This window comes from Mucilaginibacter rubeus, from assembly GCF_014643835.1.
GTDB classification, from domain to species: Bacteria; Bacteroidota; Bacteroidia; order Sphingobacteriales; family Sphingobacteriaceae; genus Mucilaginibacter; species Mucilaginibacter rubeus.
In genome coordinates this window covers 254698-278988 of the sequence record NZ_BMKD01000008.1, presented here as the reverse complement: position 1 = coordinate 278988, position 24291 = coordinate 254698, and the positions used below count along the sequence as shown (strand labels likewise).

The 24291-nt window shown below is 44.4% G+C and carries 19 protein-coding genes; 9 read left to right on the top strand and 10 right to left on the bottom strand.

What is annotated here, in order from left to right; all coding sequences use genetic code 11:
* Positions 1 to 83 precede the first annotated feature (83 nt).
* The 5 genes from IEX80_RS23550 to IEX80_RS23530 form a co-directional block, all read right to left on the bottom strand.
* The gene (locus IEX80_RS23550; protein WP_188834342.1) at positions 84 to 839 is read right to left on the bottom strand and encodes a 2-phosphosulfolactate phosphatase; all 756 of its coding nucleotides are present in this window, start codon (positions 837 to 839) and stop codon (positions 84 to 86) included.
* A 51-nt stretch (positions 840 to 890) separates the two neighbouring features.
* The gene (gene gcvT / locus IEX80_RS23545; RefSeq protein ID WP_176625398.1) at positions 891 to 1976 is read right to left on the bottom strand and encodes a glycine cleavage system aminomethyltransferase GcvT; all 1086 of its coding nucleotides are present in this window, start codon (positions 1974 to 1976) and stop codon (positions 891 to 893) included.
* 387 nt (positions 1977 to 2363) lie between these two features.
* A complete protein-coding gene (locus tag IEX80_RS23540) occupies positions 2364 to 2852 on the bottom strand; it encodes a TlpA family protein disulfide reductase (protein ID WP_176625400.1) in 489 nt (162 codons plus the stop codon).
* 39 nt (positions 2853 to 2891) lie between these two features.
* Complete coding sequence (locus IEX80_RS23535; protein ID WP_188834341.1) at positions 2892 to 3908, bottom strand: Gfo/Idh/MocA family oxidoreductase; 1017 nt, start codon at positions 3906 to 3908, stop codon at positions 2892 to 2894.
* A gap of 121 nt (positions 3909 to 4029) precedes the next feature.
* Positions 4030 to 4638 (bottom strand): DUF4142 domain-containing protein, encoded by a 609-nt coding sequence (locus IEX80_RS23530; RefSeq protein WP_176625404.1) that lies wholly within the window; start codon positions 4636 to 4638, stop codon positions 4030 to 4032.
* Positions 4639 to 4835: 197 nt separating this feature from the next.
* Here IEX80_RS23530 and IEX80_RS23525 point away from each other — a divergent pair, with 197 nt between their 5' ends.
* From IEX80_RS23525 to IEX80_RS23500, 6 genes are all read left to right on the top strand, one after another.
* Positions 4836 to 5441 carry a hypothetical protein gene (locus IEX80_RS23525; protein ID WP_090530639.1) on the top strand — a complete coding sequence of 202 codons (606 nt, stop codon included), beginning with the start codon at positions 4836 to 4838 and terminating at the stop codon, positions 5439 to 5441.
* Positions 5442 to 5480: 39 nt separating this feature from the next.
* The gene (locus IEX80_RS23520; RefSeq protein ID WP_188834340.1) at positions 5481 to 6140 is read left to right on the top strand and encodes a DUF6624 domain-containing protein; all 660 of its coding nucleotides are present in this window, start codon (positions 5481 to 5483) and stop codon (positions 6138 to 6140) included.
* Positions 6141 to 6634: 494 nt separating this feature from the next.
* A complete protein-coding gene (gene fumC, locus IEX80_RS23515) occupies positions 6635 to 8032 on the top strand; it encodes a class II fumarate hydratase (protein WP_090530645.1) in 1398 nt (465 codons plus the stop codon).
* Positions 8033 to 8081: 49 nt separating this feature from the next.
* Complete coding sequence (locus tag IEX80_RS23510) at positions 8082 to 8666, top strand: fumarate hydratase (RefSeq protein WP_188834339.1); 585 nt, start codon at positions 8082 to 8084, stop codon at positions 8664 to 8666.
* Complete coding sequence (locus tag IEX80_RS23505) at positions 8666 to 9460, top strand: S1/P1 nuclease (RefSeq protein WP_176625410.1); 795 nt, start codon at positions 8666 to 8668, stop codon at positions 9458 to 9460. The genes IEX80_RS23510 and IEX80_RS23505 overlap by 1 nt, the downstream gene beginning before the upstream one ends.
* A gap of 93 nt (positions 9461 to 9553) precedes the next feature.
* Entirely contained in the window at positions 9554 to 9994 is a 441-nt protein-coding gene (locus tag IEX80_RS23500; RefSeq protein WP_090530652.1) for a low molecular weight protein-tyrosine-phosphatase, read from the top strand.
* Between the two features lie 36 nt (positions 9995 to 10030).
* Here the strand turns inward: IEX80_RS23500 and IEX80_RS23495 are convergent, their stop codons facing one another.
* On the bottom strand, positions 10031 to 10561 hold the full coding sequence (locus IEX80_RS23495) for a GNAT family N-acetyltransferase (protein WP_188834338.1): 531 nt from the start codon (positions 10559 to 10561) through the stop codon (positions 10031 to 10033).
* Positions 10562 to 10722: 161 nt separating this feature from the next.
* Between IEX80_RS23495 and IEX80_RS23490 the strand changes: the two genes are divergently transcribed.
* The 3 genes from IEX80_RS23490 to IEX80_RS27865 all read left to right on the top strand — a co-directional run bounded on the left by IEX80_RS23490 (position 10723) and on the right by IEX80_RS27865 (position 15058).
* Entirely contained in the window at positions 10723 to 11952 is a 1230-nt protein-coding gene (locus IEX80_RS23490; protein ID WP_175490032.1) for a DEAD/DEAH box helicase, read from the top strand.
* Between the two features lie 175 nt (positions 11953 to 12127).
* Positions 12128 to 13123 (top strand): glycoside hydrolase family 43 protein, encoded by a 996-nt coding sequence (locus IEX80_RS23485; protein ID WP_188834337.1) that lies wholly within the window; start codon positions 12128 to 12130, stop codon positions 13121 to 13123.
* A 318-nt stretch (positions 13124 to 13441) separates the two neighbouring features.
* Positions 13442 to 15058: an aminopeptidase P family protein gene (locus tag IEX80_RS27865; RefSeq protein ID WP_229701738.1), complete on the top strand. Its 1617-nt coding sequence runs from the start codon at positions 13442 to 13444 to the stop codon at positions 15056 to 15058.
* A 304-nt stretch (positions 15059 to 15362) separates the two neighbouring features.
* Here IEX80_RS27865 and IEX80_RS23470 read toward each other — a convergent pair whose 3' ends face one another.
* From IEX80_RS23470 to IEX80_RS23455, 4 genes are all read right to left on the bottom strand, one after another.
* Positions 15363 to 17270: a beta-N-acetylhexosaminidase gene (locus IEX80_RS23470; protein ID WP_188834336.1), complete on the bottom strand. Its 1908-nt coding sequence runs from the start codon at positions 17268 to 17270 to the stop codon at positions 15363 to 15365.
* 278 nt (positions 17271 to 17548) lie between these two features.
* Positions 17549 to 18679 (bottom strand): acyltransferase family protein, encoded by a 1131-nt coding sequence (locus tag IEX80_RS23465; protein WP_090530664.1) that lies wholly within the window; start codon positions 18677 to 18679, stop codon positions 17549 to 17551.
* 169 nt (positions 18680 to 18848) lie between these two features.
* Positions 18849 to 20630 carry a RagB/SusD family nutrient uptake outer membrane protein gene (locus tag IEX80_RS23460; RefSeq protein WP_090530667.1) on the bottom strand — a complete coding sequence of 594 codons (1782 nt, stop codon included), beginning with the start codon at positions 20628 to 20630 and terminating at the stop codon, positions 18849 to 18851.
* 23 nt (positions 20631 to 20653) lie between these two features.
* Positions 20654 to 24154, bottom strand: a complete 3501-nt coding sequence (locus IEX80_RS23455; protein ID WP_217633169.1) for a TonB-dependent receptor — start codon at positions 24152 to 24154, stop codon at positions 20654 to 20656.
* Positions 24155 to 24291 lie beyond the last annotated feature (137 nt).

The window sequence follows — 24291 nt, the reverse complement described above, 5'->3', positions numbered from 1 at the left end:
TGTAAGGCACGAAACAATCCCCTATTGGCAGGTCCGCCCTGTATCGTTTGGGATTGCTTCGTGCCTCGCAATGACGTTTTTTATTACACCGCCAACTTCACCAGTTTCTCCCCTTCCAAAACAGGAATGGCAGTTGTCAAATCAACCTGTAAACAAAACTCGATATCTTTTTCGATGCCTAATTTTTTAAGGCGTTCGCCGTGTGATGTTTTTTTGAGATATCCGTTGATATCGCTTTTACCAACCTGGAAAAGATCGTTAGCGGCTAAGGCGGCATCGTCCAGTACAAATCCTTTATCTTTTAACTGCTCAATTACGGCACCGGCAAACAGGGTATCCTCCAAATTGAAATTGTTTTTCCAGCCGGCACACACCAGCAGCACATTTTCGTTTTGGGTATTAATCCAGTTGCTTAAAGCGGAAAGGTTCAGGAACGAACCAATAACAATTCTTTTTGCGCTGCGCGATAAATGCAGTGCATGTGTGCCGTTGGTAGTGGTTAACACTATTGTTTTACCGGCTACCTTTTCTTTAGTATATGAAAATGGCGAGTTGCCAAAATCAAAACCATCAACTACCGATCCGTCGCGCTCGGCGGCAAGAAGGTAATCCAGCCCTTTCTCTCTATACGCGGCACACTCCTCAACTTGTGATACCGGTATAATAGCCTCAGCACCGTTTTCAATACCATAACATATAGATGATGTTGCCCTGAAAATATCAATAACCACTACAATATAATCCTCCACATTAAACAGTGGCAGTAATGCAGGGGTTAGGCAAACGTGTGCCCCCCAGCCCCCTGAAGGGGGAGTTTGAGTAGTTGTATTTTCAGACATTTGTGTTTAATTAATTTAGAAAACTTTGAAGGTAGTTCCCCCTTTAGGGGGTTAGGGGGCTTTATAAAACGGAGGTTTTACAATCTGCGCTTTAATTTTATTATCCCTGATGCTGATGTAGATCTCGGTGCCTTCTTTGGCGAAAGCGGTATCTACATAGCCCATACCAATAGCTTTTTGTAATGATGGTGATTGTGTGCCTGAAGTTACTTTACCTATGGTATTGCCATCAGCGTCAACAATTAAATAATCATGGCGTGGAATACCGCGATCAATCATTTCAAAACCTACCAGTTTGCGGTTTACACCAGCTTGTTTTTGTGCCTGTAATGCTTCAGCATTAGTGAATTCTTTATTGAATTTTGTTACCCAGCCTAACCCGGCTTCAAGCGGTGAGGTGTTATCATCAATGTCGTTACCATATAGGCAGAAACCCATTTCCAAACGTAAGGTATCACGTGCGCCTAAACCAATTGGCTTAATACCAAAAGGCTCGCCGGCTTTGAAAATTGCATCCCAGATCTGCTCCGCATATTGGTTTTCAAAATAGATCTCGAAGCCGCCCGCGCCGGTATAGCCTGTAGCTGATATCAATACATTGTCAACACCTGCAAAAGTTCCTTTTTTAAAGGTATAGTATTCCATCGATACCAAATCTACCTCGGTAAGGCTTTGTAAAGCTTCGGCAGCTTTGGGACCCTGGATAGCCAACAATGAAGTCCGGTCGGATATGTTTTTCATATCTACACCCTTGGTATTGTATTTGGAGATCCAGTCCCAGTCTTTTTCAATATTTGAAGCGTTAACCACCAGCATATAGGTTTTTTCGTCGATCCGGTAAACCAGCAGGTCGTCAACAATACCGCCGTTTTCATTCGGCAGGCATGAGTACTGCACTTTGCCATCGTATAGTTTTGAGGCATCGTTACTGGTTACCCGCTGAATCAGATCAAGCGCGTTCTCTCCTTTTAAAATGAATTCGCCCATGTGGCTTACATCAAAAACACCAACGGCTTTACGCACGGTTTCGTGCTCGGCGTTAATGCCTGTGTATTGAACGGGCATGTTGTAACCGGCAAATGGAACCATTTTGGCACCGGCTTTTACGTGGATATCGGTTAATGCGGTATTCTTCATCGTCAACTTAAATATTGGCCGCAAAGGTAACTATTATGAAGCGTAATCGGTACTGTTGATTGGCTTTGATTTTGTTGATTGCTTTATGATCTTCTTATGGCCGCTGCGAGTTTAAGTAAGTTGCCCCCTCTGGGGGATTTGTATATTTTATTAAACAACATTAATTGAAATATACTTAAAAGCAAGTGCACCAGAGGTGCAAAAGGTTTGTAGCATGAAAGTTATAAAAATATCCTTTGCCCCAGCGGGGCAAAACAACACACCTTGCTGATTAAACGACAAAAAAGTTTTGTAGGGTAACTCAGACTGCGAGAGATCCTGATGGGACATTAAACAAAAAAGCCGGTTAACGTTGCATTAACCGGCTTGAGCTATAAGTTAGCTACTTTATACTTTTTTAAGCGTTTCCATCAACACCGGAATTTTTGGCACTTTTGGGTACGACTGGAATAATTTACCATACTTATCATAAATAGCTATGTATGGGGTGGTTTGTACGCTGTAAAACTTTTGCACAACGTAGGTATAACCTTCGGTACCAATGGTGATGTTATGGTATTTGGCCAGGTCAAAATCGCGTTGGAAAGTTTGGATCCCTTTAAGCATCGGCATAAAAGTGATCATCACTATCTGTACATTTTTTAATTTGGGCAGCTCGGGTTTCAGATCATACATCAGGTGCTGGCAATGGCTGCAATCGGGCGAAAAATAGATCACCATTACCGGTTTGTTTTTTTTCAGGTTGGCAGGAGTAACGTAAACACTGTCTGTAGTGAGGATGTGATATGGCGGCAAGCCGGAATTAGCAGGTGGCGTTTGTGCCTGGCTGCACCCGGCGGCAATAATCAGACAAAGCAGTAAATACAGTTTCTTCATTATTTTAATTAGCATTTAATAAGCATAGTTACAACATTTTTAGCTTTCAAGCAATTCAATTTGCCAGGCAACATGCTCCTCGGTTACCGGGAATAACGCATTTTCGCGCACGGTATGATATACAGCATCAAATATGCCATTATAATTACCTTTGGGTGACTTTATCCATTCCACGGTCTTCTGCCCGTCGGCACCCATAAGCACCAGTTTACCGTCGCTGCCTTCGGGCTCGATGCCAAAACCTTCGTCAGTAGGCATCATGTCGGCATCAAGCTGTGCTTCCTGTACATCGGTACGCATTTTAACAAAGCTGCCTAACGTGCCATGTACCACAAAGCCATAAGTATGCTCGGCAATGAGCAATCCCGAGGTTAGGTATACATTAAGCTGATTAGGATATTTAAGGTGGATATTGAAATAATCATCAACCTGCGAGTTTGGCCTAAATGCAGCGGTAGTTTTTTCATAGCTCAACGGCCTGCCAAAGATACTAATGGCATTATCAACCAAATGCGCGCCAAGGTCATAGGTAAGGCCACCGCCCGGAACGCCTGCTGTTTCCTTGAATTGTTTTGCACCGATAGCCATGCGGTACCTGTCCAGCCTGAAATGAACCTCGATCAACTCACCTAACCTGCCACTTTCAATCACCTCCTTTACCGAAAGGAAACCGCTGTCATAACGGCGGTTTTGGTAGATCATCACTTTCAAATCAAGTTTTTTGCCCAAATCATACAGCGCTTTCACCTCGCTTGAAGTTACGGCTGCGGGTTTTTCAATCAGTACATGTTTACCTGCATTTAGAGCTTGTACAGCATAATCAAAGTGGGTGTTGTTAGGGGTATTAACAATGATGAGCTCTATTTCATCGTCGTTAAGCAGTTGGTCGATGCTATCATAGCTGATCGCATCAGGGTATTTTTTGCCGGCTTTTTTTTCATGGCGCTCAACCACGGCCTTAAAAGTAAAGCCCGGATTGGTAGTTAAAAACGGGGCATGAAAAATCCGTCCCGACATTCCATAGGCCATGAGGCCGGTTACTATTGGTTTCGACATATTAAAGTAGATTTTGCTGTGTTAAAAGTATCGTTTTAGCTACACCTGTACAAGGGAATTAAACAGAAAAAGGGAGATTGTTACATCTCCCTTTTTCTATCTTGAATTAATCAATAGCTGATTACTTCATGCCTTTTTGAATAGCTTCAATTTCGGCTAAATGGTGCTGGATAACAGGTAATGTTTTAGCTGCAAAAGCCTTAAGGTCGGCATCTTTGCAATTTTTTGAAGCATCTTCAAACAGTGATTCAACTTTTTTATGGCCTTTAACCATAGCATCAACATAGTCCTTGTCAAAATCAGCACCAGATTTGGCTGCCAGGTCGGCTTTCATTTTCTGATGCTCATCATCAGGTGCCGATGGCAGGGTAATGTTTTTGGTTTTGGCTATGGCCATTAGTTCGTCGTTTGCTTTGCTGTGGTCAGTAACCATCATTTTAGCAAAATCTTTTACTTTGGCATTGGTTGCCTTTTCGCTGGCCAACTGGCCAACAGCAACTTCGGCTAAGCCGGCATTTGCCGCTTCGGTTGCAAATTTTGCATCATCGGCAGTAACGGCAATGCCTGTAGCACCGGTAGTAGTTGTGTCTTTTACTTTGTTGGCACTGTCGGCAGTGTCAGTTGTTGCAGCTGCTGTGCTATCGCCGCTGCCGCTTTTTGCTCCGCCTTTACAGGCCTGGAATGATAATGCCGCCAGGGCCATCATTGCAATTAAACTTAACTTTTTCATAGTAGTGTTTATGTATTTGTTTTTACAGTTAACATTTTTTAGTTAATTAAGTTTGATTTTCTTATTTGTAAAATAAGAAACAACAGGTAATTGGGGTGCCGTTTGTTAATATTTAGTTTTTAATAAATATTTAACATTTGTTTAAAAGCACTTTTATAAGTTGTGGTTTATAATAACGCGACTAAATTATACCTGATATGTTAATAGGATCATTGTTTTTGGGCAAAGTGCATGAGGTTAACGGGCAGTGGATAGAGACCAAATTTGTGGTTATTGGCATTCCGCTGTTCCCAACCAGCTCCATGCTGGTAACCCGATCGGCCTGGCGAAGCCGTAACGGGTTTAATATTCCGCTCAACCATCAAAGCATCATTGCAGGCTACGCCCGCATGTTTTCGGTGATCATAGCCTTTATTGCTTTCATCTTCTTTTTTAGCGAAAGGGATTCAACCGCTTTGTTAATCGGGGCCATTGGCCTGGCCCTGTGGTTATATTTTTATTTTGTATTTGGCAGCGCCGATACGGCAGAAGCGGAGGAACGAAAAAAAATGGGCGACCTTACCGGTCTGTACATCAAACCGGAGTGGCTTAGCTATGATGATGCCTACCGGATCTATGATCGCCTCGAAAAAAAATACCGGGCAGAGTTTGACGGTGCCGACTGGCTCAACGATCTGCAGCAAAATGAAATAGCGCCGGCCAAGCTGCCGCTGCTGTATGCGCTTTCGCGGTTTAACTATTCGTTAGGGGCTACCGAATGCAACAAAAAGCTATTTGAAAAGGCGGATAGCTTATACTTGTAATACAGGTTTTTGCGTTTATTTGCTTAAACCTCATTGACCATGAAAAACCTGATCATCGTGTTGTTAATTATAACGGCAGGCATAGCATCTGCTCAACAAAAGTTTAACCCTGTTTTAAAGAGACAGCTTGACAGCGTATTGGCACTTGATCAGAAATATCGCGAGATCTTAACTTATCTGATGGATCCGAGCAAAAAGGATTCGGTGTTGAAAACATTACCGGTTAAACCGGAAGAAGCTACAGGCTATTACTGGAAGCTTCAGAGCCAGGCCGATTCGACCAATTTGATTTTTATCGAGAATGTATTTGCGAAATACGGCTATCCCGGTAAATCGCTTGTTGGAGAACCAACCAATGAGGCAGCTTGGTACGTAATCCAGCACTCACCTAAAATAAATCAATACATGCCCCTCATGAAAACCGCTGCCGAAAACAAAGAACTGCCTTTCAGGTTGTACGCCATGATGCTCGACAGGCAGCTGATGTATGAAGGTAAAGAGCAAATCTACGGTTCGCAGGCTACGTCAAAGCCATTGCGCAACGGCCAAAAAATTGGTTATTATGTTTGGCCGATAAAAGACGCGGCAGGTGTAAATGAACGCCGTAAGCAAGCCGGTTTTGATCAAACTGTTGAACAGAATGCCAAAAGGTTGGGCTTTGATTACAAGGTTGTGAAAATTGAGGATGTAAAGTGGTAGCCATGATTTAATAAATAGAACTGCTCAATTGAACCCCAATTTGCGTTAGGGATTGAAGCGGATACCGGTCCACGAGCGTAATGCCTGCAGGCGTATGAGCGTAAAGCCCGGCCGGAGGCAACGCCCATATCTGAACCATGATTTTTAGGATTTTGGGATTGTTAGGATTTTTATGTCAATTTTTAAACCGGCATAGTAAAAATCGCAATGCTCTTTATTACTAATCTCATGCTGAAAAATTTCAACACAATTGCTTTGCAAGCGCTCCACAATTAATCGAATTACACGAATCTTAAATTGATTCAATTCGTGTAATTCGATTAATACGTAAAAATTAGTGTGAAAAATTTTCATTTATTGTTTTTCAATTCGTATGTGGTTAAAAGCAGTTTCCCTGTGCTTGGCTTTATATATTTATCATATCAAAAAGTTTACACCCCGCATTCCCCCGCATCATATAAAAACATAACTTTGCCCCTGCAAAATTTAATACCATGAGTTTCAGAACCGAACACGATACCATGGGCGAGGTACAGGTACCTGCCGACAAATACTGGGGAGCGCAAACCGAACGCTCACGCAATAATTTTAAAATTGGTCCGGAAGCATCAATGCCAAAGGAAATTATCGACGCTTTTGCATACCTGAAAAAGGCAGCCGCTTTTACCAATACAGATTTAGGGGTATTACCGGCTGAAAAACGCGACCTGATAGCACAGGTTTGCGACGAGATCCTGGCCGGCGAACTGGCTTCGGAGTTTCCGCTGGTGATCTGGCAAACAGGCTCGGGCACGCAATCAAACATGAACGTGAACGAGGTTGTTGCTAACCGTGCACACGTATTACAAGGCAATAAACTGGGCGAAGGCAAAACCTTTATTCACCCGAATGATGACGTGAACAAATCACAATCATCAAACGATACCTACCCAACAGCTATGCACATTGCGGCATACAAGATCCTGATTGATGTAACCATTCCGGGTATCGAAAAACTGCGCGATACCTTGCAGGCTAAGGTCGAGGCTTTCAAATCCGTAGTTAAAATCGGGCGTACCCATTTGATGGATGCTACCCCGCTTACCTTAGGCCAGGAGTTTTCAGGTTATGTTTCACAGTTGAACCACGGCTTAAAAGCATTGCGTAATACGCTTGATCACCTTTCAGAACTGGCCCTTGGTGGTACGGCTGTAGGTACAGGGATCAACACGCCTAAAGGTTATGATGTAAAAGTTGCTGAGTACATTGCCCAGTTTACCGGCTTGCCGTTCATCACAGCAGAAAATAAATTTGAAGCTCTTGCCGCTCATGATGCCATTGTTGAAAGTCATGGCGCTTTGAAACAAATTGCGGTTTCATTAATGAAAATTGCTAACGATATCAGGATGCTGGCTTCTGGTCCGCGTTCGGGCATTGGCGAGATCCATATTCCGGATAACGAACCAGGCTCATCAATTATGCCGGGTAAAGTTAACCCTACCCAAAACGAAGCTGTTACGATGGTAGCTGCACAGGTTATGGGGAATGACGTGGCTATTTCTATCGGTGGCTCAAACGGCCATTACGAGCTGAATGTATTTAAACCGGTTATGGCGGCAAACTTCCTGCAATCGGCAAGGTTAATTGGTGATGCCTGCGTGTCATTCAATGATCATTGCGCTGTAGGCATTGAGCCAAATTACGAAGGTATTAAAAAGCACCTTGAAAACTCATTAATGCTGGTAACTGCGCTTAACCCGCATATTGGCTATGAAAACGCGGCAAAAATTGCTAAAACAGCCCTTAAAAACGGCAGTTCACTGCGCGAAGCTGCTATTGGTTTAGGCTTACTAACCAACGAGCAGTTTGACGAGTGGGTTCGCCCCGAAAATATGATAGGCAGTTTAAAATAAGCCTCACCCCAACCCCTCTCCAAAGGAGAGGGGCTTTTAATTTCTGCTTATGCAAAAACGCTATAGCTTTCTCTTTTCTTTTTTCGGTTTCAGGCCTTTTGCCTTCAGCTTTCAGCCTTCGGCTTTTAGCTTAAAAAACGCCTTTTGCCTCATAGCCTTTAGCTTTATGCTTTCAGCTTTTAGCTCTTGCAGCAGGAACCCTGATATGCAGGAACCGGGAGACAGCAAACTGCAGGGCGAGTGGAAACAAGATTCCGTACCTGCGCAAAAAAGCCTGGTAACATATTCGCTATATGATATTAAATTCAGCTGTGATTCATTTCTTTTGAAGATTAGTACCGTTAGCAAGGTTAATTACGGGGCTGATACGTGTATGAGCAAAGGCCATTGGGATGAATATGTACGCGGAACGTACTCGCAACGGCGGGACACTCTCCACATTAAGGGGCAGTTTTGCAATGCCGATGGCTCATATAAAAATGAACAGGGCTGTTTCAGGTTTGGTGATTATGAAGAATATTTTAAGGTTCATAAGCAAAGCGACTCGCTGATCCGGTTTGTAAGTACATCCAACGTAATACCTATTAACGCGCATTTAATAAAAAGAACAAGCTGCATTCCAAAACCATTGTAATGAAAACACGAACCTTAAAAAAACTTTTATTGCTGGTGGCGATATTTTATATCCCCCTGCAAAGCATGGCCTGGGGTACTAATGGGCACCGCATTTGCGGCCAGGTTGCGGATAGCTACCTAACCACCAAAGCCCGTAAAGCTATTCAAGCCATTTTGGGTAATGAGTCGATTGCCATTACCAGCAACTGGGCCGATTTTATTAAATCAGACCCGGCTTACAATTACCTGTATAACTGGCATTTTATCAACCTGGAAAAAGCTTACACTTATCCTGAGCTACAGGGCTATTTAAAGGCTGATACGATTACCGATGCCTATACCAAAATGAATTTCCTGGTGGCCGAACTTAAAAAGAAAACTACTACCAAAACCAATAGGCTGCTTTACCTGCGCATGCTGATCCATATTGTTGAGGATGTACACCAACCGCTGCACACCGGTCACCTGAGCGATAAGGGCGGTAACGATGTAAAGGTACAATGGTTTGGTAAAGACAGCAACCTGCACTCGGTTTGGGACAGCGAGCTGATTGACCTTCAGCAGTTAAGCTACACCGAATACACTGCGATGATAAACCACACAACAGCTGCTCAGCGTACTGAATTACAAAAAGCGCCAATGAGCCAGTGGATATACGAAAGCAACCAGATGGCAGATAAACTGTATTCCGAAACTAAAACCGGTGATAAACTTGGTTACAAATACAACTTTAGCCATATAGCAACCCTTAACCAGCAAATGGTTAAAGCCGGCGTACGTTTGGCCGGTTTACTGAACCAGATATTTGGATAGTTCTTTGAGGTGAAAGGTTAAAGCTGAAAGGTAAAAGGTAGATTTTCTGCCTAAACCTTTTGCCTTTATCCTTTCGCCTTTTACCTCAAAAAAATGAAAATACTAATGGTATGCCTGGGTAATATATGCCGTTCGCCGCTGGCGGAGGGGGTTATGCAGCACCTGGCAGATGAAAATGGACTTGGCTGGGATGTTGATTCGGCGGGTACCGGAAGATGGCATGTGGGCGAAGCCCCCGACAGACGTTCAATCCGCGTAGCACGGAACCACGGCATTGATATCAGCAAACAAATTTGCCGCCAGTTTAAACGAAGCGACTTTGACGAGTTCGACCATATTTTTGTGATGGACCGTAATAACCTGAGCGATGTGCTTGATATGGCCCGCAACGAAGCACAGGCTGCTAAAGTAAAGCTTCTGTTAGGTGATAAGGTTGTCCCCGATCCATACTACGACGATAACCAATTTGAACCGGTTTTTGAATTAATTGAAAACGGGTGTAGGGATATTATTAAAGAGTTACACCCCCTCTAAATCTCCCCCATTGGGGGAGACTTTTAATAAATGTCTTTAAGCCCTCCCTTCCGGGGAGGGTTGGGTGGGGTTTTTCACCCTAAAAAACGGCACATCTTCCCCATACCAAAACACAATCCCTTCCCGTACAAAACCGGCTTTAATCAGCACCCTTTGCGATGCTGCGTTTTGCGGATGAGTAACGGCACAAATCTCTTTTAGCCCTATATCATTGAACCCATAACTGATCAGTGCTTCGGCCAGTTCGGTAGCTATACCTTGTCCCCAGTATTTGAGGTGCAGCCGGTAGCCCAGCTCAATGCGGCTCTTGTCGTAATCGCTGGGTTTAAGGGCGCAAACACCTATAAAATCGTTATCGGCAATATTAAAAATCCCCCATCTGCCCAGGCCAGAACCGTTCTGGTATTCCTTCAGCGTATCTTTAAAAACCTGTTTACTCTCTTGCGGAGTACGTTTTTTCACATATTGTGTAAGCCGGTCATCGGCATCTATTGCGGTAACAAGCTCTTCATCTCCGGCTGTAAATTCACGGATCAGCAAGCGTGGTGTTTGAGTGATAATATTCATAGGTTTTCAAAAATATATTTTTGAATTGATTGTACAGGTAAGTTGAGTGTCATATAAAAGGTGACCAGATTTATTTTGATCTTTAAGGGAAGCTCAATTATGCTAAAACCCTCATTTACCGTTAAATTTTTATACCTTGCATAATTTACTTATAAGATATAGTGACTTTCCAGGATTTTAAATTTAACGAGCAATTATTTGAAGGTGTAGAGAGCATGGGTTTCGTAAACCCAACACCCATACAATCTATGGCTATCCCAGCCATTATGGAGGGGCGCGACCTGATTGCATGCGCTCAAACGGGTACCGGTAAAACCGGCGCTTACCTGCTGCCTGTTTTAAACAGCATCAGCAAAACAAATAAACACCATACCAGTGCCCTTATACTTGCCCCAACCCGCGAGCTTGCCCAACAAATAGATCAGCAGGTTGAAGGCCTTGCTTATTTTACCGGCATCAGCTCCATCGCTGTTTTTGGCGGCGGCGACGGCATTGTTTACGAACAACAGCGCCGAGGCATCCAGAATAATGTAAATATTATTGTAGCTACGCCGGGCAGGCTGATAGCCCACCTTACATCGGGCGTGCTGAAGCTTAATCACCTTACCCATTTGGTACTTGATGAGGCCGACCGAATGCTGGATATGGGCTTTTCGGACGATATCATGAAAATTATCAGCTACCTGCCAAAAGAGAGGCAAACGCTGTTGTTTTCGGCCACCATGCCAGGTCGTATCCGTTCATTGGCTAAAGCTATTTTGAAAGATCCGGAGCAGATCAATATCGCTATTTCGCAGCCAGCCGTTGGTATCGATCAGCAGGTTTACCGCGTGCATGATCAGCAAAAAACGCCGCTGGTACAGCATATTCTGAAAGATTCAGCATTTACAAGCATCATCATCTTTGCATCACGCAAGGAGATCGTTAAAGCGCTATACAAAGAACTTAAGGCTATCAAAATCAACGCCATGTCTTTCCACTCCGATCTGGAGCAGAAAGAGCGCGAAGAGATCCTCCTTAAATTCAAAAACAAGCAATTACCGGTTATCATCGGTACCGACGCCCTTTCGCGGGGGATTGATGTGGAGGGTATCGATCTGGTGATCAACTACGATGTTCCCGGCGATCCGGAAGATTATATTCACCGTATTGGTCGTACGGCCCGCGCCGCTACCACCGGTACCGCCATAACCTTCGTTAACCACCGCGATGAGCGCAAGCTTAAAAATATTGAGAAACTGATTGAAAAGCCGATAAAGCTGATGGCACTGCCGGATGAACTGGCCACGATACAACCCCTGAAGCCCGAACAGCCTCAAGGAGATGCCAAAAGGAAACCTAACCGCCGCTGGGGCAAAAAGAAGCCGAAACAGCAGAATACGGGTAACTAAAAAAGTTTTCACGAATATCATTTTGGGTTCGATTTAATTTGATCGAATTACACGAATTAATAGTTGGCAGTACAAAGCTCAATAATTAAAAATTCGTGTAATTCGAAGAAATTCGCGCCTCATCACTAAAACGTTTTATCTATTTTAATATCTTAGACCAAAAATCTATTTCCCAATGATCATTCCTAAAAAACTGGTTTTACTGGCAACGTTTGGTGCGGCAATTATCATATCTGAAAATAAGGCTTTAGCACAGGAGAAGAAAACATCAGGTAACCCTATTGTTGAAGGTTGGTATGCCGACCCGGAAGCCAAAATCTTCAATAAGCAATATTGGGTTTACCCTACCTACTCGGCTAAATATAATGACCAGGTATTTATGGATGCCTTTTCATCGCCCGATCTGGTTAACTGGACTAAGCATCCCCGCATTATCGATACTGCCGCTGTAAAGTGGGCTAAACGTGCCATGTGGGCTCCGGCAGTAACTGAAAAAGACGGTAAATACTATATCTTTTTTGGCGCTAACGATATTCAGAACAATAACGAAGTTGGCGGTATAGGTGTTGCCGTTGGCGATAAACCTGAAGGCCCGTTCAAAGACCTTTTGGGCAAACCACTCATTGGCCAGATCATCAATAAAGCGCAACCTATAGATCAATTTGTGTTTAAGGATTACGACGGCCAATACTACATGATTTACGGTGGCTGGGGCCAATGTAATATCGTAAAGCTAAAAAACGACTTTACAGGTATCGAACCATTTAAAGATGGTGAAACCTACAAACTGATCACCCCTAAAGATTATGTTGAAGGCCCGGTGATGTTTAAACGAAAAGGGAAATATTACTTTATGTGGAGCGAAGGCGGCTGGACTGGTCCGGATTACCGCGTGGCTTATGCTATTGGCGATTCTCCATTCGGTCCGTTTAACCGTATTGGTACCATATTGAAACAGGATGCCAGCATAGCCACAGGAGCAGGGCACCATTCGGTGATCCAGGTGCCGGGTAAGGACGAATGGTATATTGTTTATCACCGCCGCCCCTTAACCGAAACTGATGGCAACCACCGCGTTACCTGCATCGATAAAATGTACTTTGATAAGGATGGCAAGATCCTGCCGGTGAAAATCACCAATGAAGGTGTAACGGCAAGGAAGATTAAATAGATCGTTCAAATTTAATATGTCATTGCGAGCGATAGCGCGGCAATCTCATAGCTAATGCTATTCGCCATGCCGGTTTGCTGTCTATGCGACGAGATTGCCACGTCGCCCCAGGCACAAACCCGGGCCGCTCCTCGCAATGACATAGTTGGTTTTTTGTAGCCATTGTGGTTTCAGCGTTGATATTGTCGTTGATAATTTGCACATCTGAAATCTTTTCATTTGCACATCAATCTTTTCCCCCTAAAAGGGTGAGCATGATAATCCCTGATATTTAGTATCTTAAACCGTTTTTTTGACTGACATTATTCCTTTATCATTATGACGCGATCAATTTTTCGGGCATTAGTAATTTTACTTGCCCTGGGCGGCGGCAGCCGCTGTTTCGGACAAACCGCCGAAAACTTACCCACCGATTATTTAAGCAATGAATTTCATGCCGGAAGGCGACAGGCCCTGCGCAACCTGATGCCCGCCAATTCGGTGATGGTGATCTTCTCGTACCCTGAACAGGTGTTTTCGAACGATGTTAACTACGTTTATCATCCTAATCCCGACCTGTATTATTTTTCAGGATATAAAGAACCCAACTCGGTGTTGTTGGTATTTAAAGAGATGCAGGCTGTGGGCGACAGCAGCTATAATGAGGTGCTATTTGTACGTCACCGGGATGCCGGTCGTGAGCAGTGGACAGGCAGGCGTTTGGGTGTTGAAGGCGCTAAATCGCAGCTTGGTTTTAAGCGGGCTTACAACAGCGAGGATTTCGCGAAATTCCCCGTTGATTTTAAAAGGTTTGCCAATGTGTATTATGATGCACTGCCCGAAGATGTTACCGGCGATGGATCGACCGGCGAGCTAAAAAAACTGATCGCAGCTTTTAAAAATAAGGCTGGCATAACGGAAACAAACAGGCAGGTTATGAGTGATCTTAATTTGATAGCAAGAATGGTTACTCCTCAAAATTTAACCCGTTTCATGACTTATTTTAAAGATAAGTTTGCAGATGAGGATCACAAGAATAATCCGCTTATACAACAATTGGTGGCCAAACCCGATTCTGCAACGCTTGCCGATGTTAAGGCAAAGATTGGCACAACCTACGGCGGTAACACCGGATATGCTGAATTTACTTCAAAGCTGCGGGGCGTAAAAACACCCGAAGAAATAGCTGTGTTGAAAAAAGCGGTTGAGATCTCAAGCCTTGCCCATCTGGAAGTAATGAAATCGGTAAAACCCAATATGAGCGAGCGCGAGGTTGAAGGCATCATGACCTACGTGCATAAAAGATACGGAGCAGAAGACGAGGGATATCCACCAATTGTAGGTGCAGGCGCTAATGGCTGTATCCTGCATTATGAAGAAAACTCGGCCACAAAAATCAATAACCAGTTGCTGCTGATGGATGTTGGTGCGGAGTACCACGGTTATTCTGCCGACGTTACCCGCACCGTACCGGCTAACGGCAAATTTACCGAAGAGCAAAAGGCTATTTATCAATTGGTATACGACGCACAGGAAGAGATTTTTAAATTGTGTAAAGCCGGTGTGCCCTATGCCAGTCTTGAGCAAAAATCGGTAGAAGTATTATCGGCCGGACTGATTAAACTCGGTATTATCAAGGACGCATCAGAAGTGCGCAAATATTATCCGCATGGCTGTTCGCACCATTTGGGGCTTGATGTGCATGACAAAGGCGGCCGCGGTAATTTGGAAGAGAATTGGGTGATCACCGTTGAGCCGGGGATCTATATACCTGCCGGAAGCCCCTGCGATAAAAAATGGTGGAATATTGGCGTACGTATTGAAGATGACGTACAAATTGGTAAAGACAAGGGCACAATCCTATCGATAGATGCGCCGCGCAAATGGCAGGATGTTGAAAAAGCTGCGACTGAGAAAAGCATTTTTGAAGCAGCTAAATTTCCGGAGCTGAAATAAAAATAAAGCCAATAGAAAAAGCCCGCCGCCGCTCGGCTCCAGCCGAGTGGCAATTTTTAAGCGGCCTCTGGCCGAAGCGAAAATACCTTGCGCTCGTTTGTAATGCGATATCCGCGATACAATCGCCGAACCATATTAAGCGCTCGTTGCAAACGAGCGCAAGAAATAACAGAACTTCGGCGGCCAGAGGCCGTTTGATAGTAAACACTCGGCTGGAGCCGAGCGTTGGCGATAGTATAAGCGTACTTAAACACGAAAGCCCTCCGAAACTAAATCGGAGGGCTTTTCCATTTATAAATAACTCTTATTTCTTAATCCTGCTCTTCAACTCGGCCAATGGCATGGTAACCATACGGCCTATTGGCTTTTTACCACGATAAGTGATCACCCTTAATGTAGTAGCATCTTTAGGGGCATCTATCGGCGCAGTGTACTTAGGATAAAACCTGTCGGGGAACGAGTTGTCAAAGCTGTAATAAGTGTCCAGCCCGTTTACCTCGTTTGTCAGTGTAATTTTTAACGTGCTGTCAGGATTCAACACCGCATCAAATGAGGGGTCGTAAGCACTTGGGGCTATTTTGGTTTCGGCTTCATCAAAGCGCGGGAAATGTTTCTCTACCCTGCCGAAAAATCCATCCCAGTTTTTAGGGCCTTTTGGCGACCATACATCTTCGGCAATAGCCATACCGCGTGGCCAGGTCATATATTCGGCCTGCCGGATGTTGTATACCTGCTCGGTCCATAAGTTGGCCTGGCCGCCTTTAATAAGGCGCGCATCAACGCTATCCGGTACAGGCTCCCATGAATAGGTTTTGTTAAGGCGAAGTGTGGCATAAATCTTTGTTTCGTTCACACGGTCGCTTTGCATATAATCAAGGTAAGCGAATGTGGTTGGGCTCATGACCACCTCATGACCTGCTTTAGCGGCAGTGATGCCACCCTGGATACCGCGCCAGCTCATAACCGCGGCATTAGGGCCCAGACCGCCCTCAATGATCTCGTCCCAACCCATGAATTTTTTACCTTTCGACTCTACGATTTTTTCAAGTCGCTTTTCGAAATAAGCCTGTACTTCGCTCATCGTTTTCAGGTTTTCTTTAGCCATTAATGCTTTTATGGCATCGCTTTGCTCCCAGAAATTTTTGGCGCACTCATCGCCCCCTAAATGGATATAGCCAAAGGGGAACAACTGCGCAATTTCGGTAACTACCTTATCCATAAAAGTATAAACAGCTTCATTGGCCGGGCAAAGGGTATTGTCGACAATAGCGCGGTTATGCGGACCGCTCCAATCCATGAAAGGTTCGCCCGAGTTTACTACGTATTTATCGGCGCCTGGTGTGCATGAAAGCTCGGGATAGGCAACTATCGCAGCAAGGCTATGGCCGGGAACGTCAATTTCGGGCAGGATGTTCACAAACCTGTCCTTGGCGTACTGTACCAACTCTTTGATATCTTCCTGGGTATAAAAACCGCCATAGGTACGTGGCTCATCTGCCGCAGGTGGAGTAAACGTACCAAACTGCCCTACTTTTTTAACGTTGTGCGATCCTACTTCGGTTAATCTTGGCAGGCTTTTGATCTCCACTCGCCAGCCTTCATCATCGGTAAGGTGTAAATGCAGCAGGTTAAATTTATACTTAACCATGGCATCGATGTATTGCTTAACCTCGGCTTTGGTAAAAAAGTGACGGGATACATCAAACATCAGGCCTCTCCAGCCAAACCTTGGATAGTCGGTAATTTCAACCGCGGGTGCAGTCCATTTTACGCCTTTGGCTACTTCCAGTCCTTCAATTTCTTTAGGCAACAGCTGGAAAAACGTTTGTACGCCATAAAATAATCCCGCGGCATCATTAGCACGGATCACTACTTTTTTAGGAGTTACGGATAGTTTATAGCCTTCGGTTTTGAGTACGGTATCGGCTGTTTTATTTAGAATCAGCCTGATAGGCGCAGTTGGCGCAGTACTTTTTACGGTGATGAATACACCTGTAGCTGTAGATAGCTTTCTTTTAAGATAGGCGGTAACGTTTGCCACATCAGCCGAAGAACCGGCTTCTACAACAACCGTTTTGGGCAATACAAACTGGCCGGTAGTTTGGGTAACTTTTACCGGCTGCGGGATAAGCGCGAGCGCCGGTTTGGTTGTTTGGGCCGCAGAAAGCAGGTGTGCCATACAGCCGCAAAGCAATAAGGATAATCTCTTCATAAAGAATTGTTATTTAATTGGATGTACGCAAATTAAACTTTTTAAATAATATTAAGAAGTGTATTTTTTGACCCATGATTTTTAGGATTTGAGGATGACCAGGATATTGTCTGAACTCAAATTTTAAAGGAATTTTTAGATTCTTTTTTGAATTTGCAGAGCGTTCTGTAATTACTTAATTCCTTAAATTCCTGTTCAGACAAAATCGGTGAAATCAAAAATCAATCGATGAAACCCAAAAAATCCGAAATCAAACATCCGAAATCCGACATTCCAAATCACACTCTGATATAGATATTCCGCTTATCAAGGATATAGGCAACCAGCCAGCAAATCATCATAAAGCTGATGGCGAATAGCAATGATCCAATCGGGCCGGGCGCTATAGCCTGGTAAAAAGCGGTGTTGATCCAATCGACAGCGTTGGTTCCGCTTATCATGATCATACTTACCGGGATCAGCAGTATTTCGGATAGTACATAAATAGGCAGCGGATTTTTCCCCATGGTGGTGAAAAAACGGGCCCAGTTGCCTTTATTCCAATTATTGATTTCCAGGGCATAAATCAATGCCGACAAGATCACCAGGTCAAGCCCGGTAGTTACCAGTACAAATGAGCTTGTCCACAGTTTTTTATTGATCGGGAAAACCATGTTCCAGCATAAGGCCAGGAAGATGAACAGGCAGCCTGTTAACAGCAGTTTAGTAGTAGTATCATATCCCTTCCCTTTTTGCTGAATGAATTTACCTGCATAGTAACCAACCACCACATTTACAATGGCAGGCAGGGTGCTCAATACGCCTTCCGGATCGAAGGGAATGCCTTCGCCATGATATAAATGATCAGGGCCGAATAAAAATTTATCAAGATAAATGCCTGCATTGCCGGTCATGCTCAGCGGATCGGCAGGGTTACCATACACCAGCAGGATGATCCAGTAGATCACCAGAAATAACCCCGATAAAATGAAAACCGAACGTTTTGACAGAAAATGAATCATGAGCGAGGCAAAACAATAACACAGGGCAATGCGCTGCAAAACCCCCATAATGCGGGTATGAGTAATTGGTTTTAGATGAAACTGTCCGCCGCCTGTTGAAAAGAAAGGGAACCAGTACATGAGGTAACCTATTAAAAATATGAGCAGGGTACGCCTGAAAATTTTGCTTAGCACAGCCGAGTTGCCCATTTCCTGGTAGCGTTTCATTGAAAAGCTCATGGCGTTGCCTACTGCAAACAGAAAAGAAGGGAACACAAGATCGGTTGGGGTGAAGCCATGCCATGCGGCATGTTCAAGTGGCGAAAAAGGGGCTGCTCCGCTGCCCGGCGTATTTACAATGATCATGAAGCATAAAGTCATGCCACGAAATACATCCAGCGATAAAAACCGCGATGATGATTTGTCCATAAATGGGTTTAAAAATGTTTATAATCAGCTTTTCAGAAGCAGGGATGTTAAGGCAATATAATAAACTTACCGGGAATGCATATTGTCCCGGTAAGTTATAAGCCATTACAAAACCGAATGCCGCCAGTTTAATAGCTTTCGGCTTTGCGCGTTTTGCTTTTAGCTTTAATTAATGATAACCCGGATTTTGTTTCAATTGCGGTGTACCACCTTTGGCGCTTAAGTCAATCTCTACCAGCGGTATCGGGAAATATTCGCTTTTACCTTTAATGAATTTACCTCCTTTTACATCATTGGTCAACGTACTTTGATATGCTATGTAAGCATTAAGCTCAGTATCGGCAATGCCCCAGCGTACAAGGTCAAAAAAGCGGTGCCCTTCCATGGCAAGCTCAATTTTACGCTCAAAATAAATGGCTTTAAGCGCAAAATCCTTATTGGCAAATGCACCGCCGGGATAAGGGCTAACCTTATAGTTAGCAGCAGCCTGGGTGGTGAAACCTGCTGTAGGGTCATCGTTATCTTTGTATTTATGTACAAAACCTTCGGGGTTAGCTGCGCGGTTACGCACCATGTTTACATAGCTTTCGGCTTTATCCAGGCTCCCAACCTGTGCTTCGACCTCAGCGGCCATTAACAGTACATCGGCGTAACGAATAATGTTATAATTGATGCCTGAGCCTGGCGCCCACGAGGTGTTATCGCCGTTTACATCCTGCTCGGCCTGGCCGTAAACGTTTTTGATAGGCGAATAAGGGCCGCCGTACTGCTGATCGCGGATCCAGTCGGCTCCTGGATGTAAGCCCCAGTCAAGATAAGGGATCCCGCGGCGACCAGCAGTCCAGTCAAGGCGCGGATCAATTGTGCCGGCGTCAGGAGTATAATCGTCGGCCGATGCCAGGCCCATATCTGTTTTTATAGCGTGACTGTTATAATCGTCAAGATATGGTAAGCCGGTAGTTGAATTGGTGCGGAAATGATTTACAAGGTCAATTGATGGCTGGTAAAAACCACAGCAGCTAAACGGGCTGCTATTGCCGTACGGAAAGTTAAGCATATCGCCGTTGTTTGCCTGCGACGGGCCGTTAGGATCGGTATTGGCAGCAGCCTGAACAGCAAAAACAGATTCGGCGCTGTTGTTGGTAGCTGTTCTGAAATTGTCGTTGAATTTAGCGTTAAGTGCATACTTTTTACCATCGGAAGTTACACCCTGCGCAATAACCGCATCAAATACAACCTTTGCTTCAGCATATTTATGCTCGTACAGGTATGTTTTACCTAAGTATGCACCGGCAGCCCATTTATTGGCGCGACCAACTTCGGTTTGGGTATTAGGCAGATTGTCGTAAGCGAATTTGAAATCCGCTTCAATCTTTGGCCAAATATCTGTGTTGTTAGGTTGATTAATGTCGGTTGTTGTTTCATCAAGATAAGGCACATTATTGAACATCTTTTTCAGGTCGAAATAATAATGCGCTCTTAAGAAACGGGCCTGTGCCAGTATATTAGTTTTATTTGAGGCTGATATCGAAGTAACCTTATTGGTTATTTTGATGGTGTTGTTTGTGCGTGATACCCCCTCGTAATCGGCCCGCCATTTGCTGTCAAAAAAACCATTGCTGGCATCTGCGTTGTATTTCATCATCGGCTCTATCGGTTGCTGATCGCCGGCAATACTGCCTTTTGATGCATCACCGCCTACTACACCGCCATATACCCAGTTATCCGGCGAGGCTTCCCAGGCACCGCCGCCGCCTACAGCGGCATCGCCGCCCTGCTGACCATCCAACACCGCATATGCACCTACAAGCAGTTCATTAGCTCCTGATTCTGTTTCGAGAAATTGAGGCTCGAGGGCGCCGTTAATAGGCTTATCGAGATATGATTTTTTACACGCGCCAAGCGATAGTGTGCTTAAAAGCGCTATGGAAATAAGTTTTTTAGCTTTCATTGTAATCCGTTTAAATATTGCTGTTATAATGAAAAATTAACTCCGAATATGAAGGTGCGCGGGCTGGCGTAGCTACCCTCGTCAATACCAAAATCTTTGGTGTTGCCGCTTAGTTCAGGATCAACACCGCTGTAACCTGTTAAAGTAAACAGGTTGGTTGCCGATACATAGATCCTTAACTTTTGGATCCCTGCCTTTTTAAGCCCTGCAATGTTAAAGGTGTAGCCAACCTGTGCGTTACGCATGCGCACATAAGTGCCATTTTCAACAAAGTATGAGTTTGGTGTAGCGCCGCTGCTGGTTGATGCGTCGAGCTCCTGGATAGGTGCCTTTGCATTTTGATGAGTTGGTGTCCATGAATCGTTAAGCGCGGTATAGCTTTTTGCTGTGCCGAATGAAGCATAGAAGTCTCTCCAGTATTTAACGCTGTTCCATAGTTTATTGCCAAATGAGCCGTAAAGGAATATGCTGGCATCAAAGTTTTTATAGTTTACACCCAGGTTTAAACCGGCAGTAACTTTCGGGTTTGGATTACCGATAAAAGTACGATCGGCATCGGTAATGACACCATCACCGTTTACGTCTTTATACCTGAAACGGCCAACCTTTACATCTGATTGGTAGTAAGCATTCGGATCGCCGGTGCGGGTTTGTACAGCTTTGTCGGCTGCGTCAATTTCGGCCTGCGAATTCCAGAAGCCCATGATTTGGTAGCCATAAAACTCGCCTAAAGAATGACCTACCTGGCTGCGGGTAATCGGGTTATCAAACCTGCTTGTTGCCGAGCCGGGGAAGTAATCCCTGTCATCAGATACTTTTAATACTTTATTATTATAAGTGGTTAAAGTACCGGTAGCATTAAAGCTCAGATCGCTGCTGGCCCTGAAGTTGCCGGTAACAGAAAGGTCAAGACCATCGGTTTTCATTTTACCAACGTTTTGTGCCGGGAAAGCACCATTACCCGCAGTACCTAACTGGGTAGCGTTAAATAACAAGTCCTTAATGTCTTTGCGATAGTAATCGGCGGTTACGGCTATTTTGCCGCCAAATAAGGTTGCATCAAAACCAAAATTGGAGTTAATATCTTTTTCCCAAAGCGCGTGAGGGTTGGCTGTTTGATCCTGGTAAAAGCCAGGGGTCAGGTTAAGTGAACCATCGATAGGATAATACGACTGGCCAATATCATTGCTGAACGTAACGTAAGCATCTTTACTGCCCATATTGATCTGATTACCCATAATACCCCAGCCGCCTCTTAGCTTAAGGTCGGTAAGCCAGGTAATATTTTTCATGAAGTTTTCCTGCGAGATCCGCCAGCCTGCGCTGAATGCCGGGAAATAACCGTAACGTTGGTCGACCGGGAATTTTGATGAGCCATCACGACGGATAGTGGCGTTAAACAGGTAGCGGTCGTTATAAGTATAATCTAAACGGGCAAACTCCGAAAATAACGAGTTGTTAGATTTGCCGCTGTAGGTGTTTTTATTGGTAGTACCGGTAGACAGGTTTACATAATCAGGATCAAAAGTGTAAAAACCCTGGATGCTGCCGCCAACATAACGGTCGTGATCTTCAACGGCCTCGGTACCTACCACTATGTTAACATTGTGTTTGCCAAATACTTTTTGATAGCTAAGGGTGTTGGTCCAGTTGTAGGTATAGCTGTTGTCTGAGCCTTCGCTGTAAGTATTTGTTGAAGAGTTTTCAACGTTTTCATACGTAGGGAACGAAAACGAATGATTGTTGCTGTTGATGATATCGCCGCCAAAACTGGTGCGTAAGGTAAGGCCGGGAATAATGTCGGCTTCGGCAAATACGTTACCAAGCAAACGATAACTTGTTGACTGGTTGTTTTTTGTACGCTCCTGTATGGCAACCGGGTTGTTGGCATCGCCGAGGCCTGTGCCGTAACTGCCTGCGTAGTTACCTTTAATATCATAAACCGGAATGATAGGTTGCTCGCGCAGGGCATGTGCAATAACGCCGTCCGGGTCATTAGTGCTAACCTGCGAATGTGATGTTCCGTCATTTACCTGCGGCTGCCTGGTTATAGAATAAGCCAGGTTTTCGCCCACCCTGATGTGTTTAGTTACATTGTAGGTGGTATTTGAGCGCAGTGTGTACCGTTTAAGATAAGTATCAATCAGTGTACCTTGCTGGTTAAAATAATTTAAGGAAAATAAATAGCTGGCGTTATCAGTACTGCCGCTCAACGATATATTGTGACTATTCATCGGGGCCGATTTAAACAACTCGTGATACCAGTCGGTACCGGCTTTGTTGGCCCTTGTTATCCTGTAAAAATTGCCAAGGTCTGCAGCTGATGTATAAAAAGGATTTACGTAGTATTTTGATGGATCGACAGAGGGGTCACCTTCTTTAGCACCTGCCGGGGTAATATAATCAGGCAGTGTAAAAGCCGAGCCAGTACCGGTTGGGTTGTACAAGGCATCTTTAATGCTGTTATCGCCCGAATTTTTCTTAGCCGTAAGTTTCAGATCGGCCATTTGTTGCGGCGTAATGGTATTCCAGACATTGCCGCCTTTTGGTCTTTGCGTACCGTAGTAGGCATCATATTGAATATTTACTTTGCCCTTACCCCGTTTGGTAGTGATGATGATAACGCCGTTTGCCGCCCTTGCACCATATATTGATGCCGAACTTGCGTCTTTTAACACCTGGAAGGTCTCCACATCATTAGGGTTCAGCGTGCTTACATCATATGTTTCCACACCGTCAACTACGTATAAGGGAGTATTATTTCCGAAAGTATTAAAACCCCTGATGTGTACCTGCGGCTCTTCACCGGGTTGTCCTGATCCGGTAACGGTAACGCCCGATGCCTGGCCTTGCAATTGCGAGTTTACTGATGACGATGCCTGTTTGTTGAGATCTTTAACATTAACTACCGCAACGGCGCCGGTAAGGTCTTTCTTTTTCTGCGTGGTATAACCAACCACAACCACCTCGTTCAGCGCTTTTGACTCTTCAAGCAAAGTTACGTTAATGGTTGTTTGTCCGTTTACCGGAATAACCTGTGTGGTAAAGCCTAAAAAACCAAATTCAAGTGTGCCGCTACCATCGGGCAGGGTAAGGCTGTATTTACCATCAACATTGGTAACCGTACCTAAATTACTGCCTCTGAGTTTTACACTTACACCCGGTAAAGGCTGCCCGTTAATGTCTTTAACCACACCTGTTACAGTTACCGTGACAACAGGTTTTGCATCGGCAGGTTTTATAATGATGATATCATCAACCACCTGGAAGGTTAAAGGCTGTTTTTGCAGCACCTTCTGCATTACGGTTTCAATAGGCGCGTCCTGCACATCCACGTTTATTTTCTTGTCGACATCAACCTGGTCAAGCCTGTAAAAAACGGTGTATTTACTGTTTTTTTCAATTTGCTTAAACATTTGCTTAACAGAAATATTGTTTACACTAAAGTTGTAAACGTTTTGTGAATAAGCGGCAGCGTGTATTTGCATAATGCCCGTTAAGAGCAGAACGGTTACCAGCTTCATAATTTTGATCGTTTTTTGCCACGGGCCGGCGGCCAGAGCGGACTTTCTGTAAAAATTAATCATAAATTTGTTTGTTAATCAGTTAATACGATGCTTCCCCAAGCGTAGGGTATTAGCTTTGATTGCTTTAGGCCCGG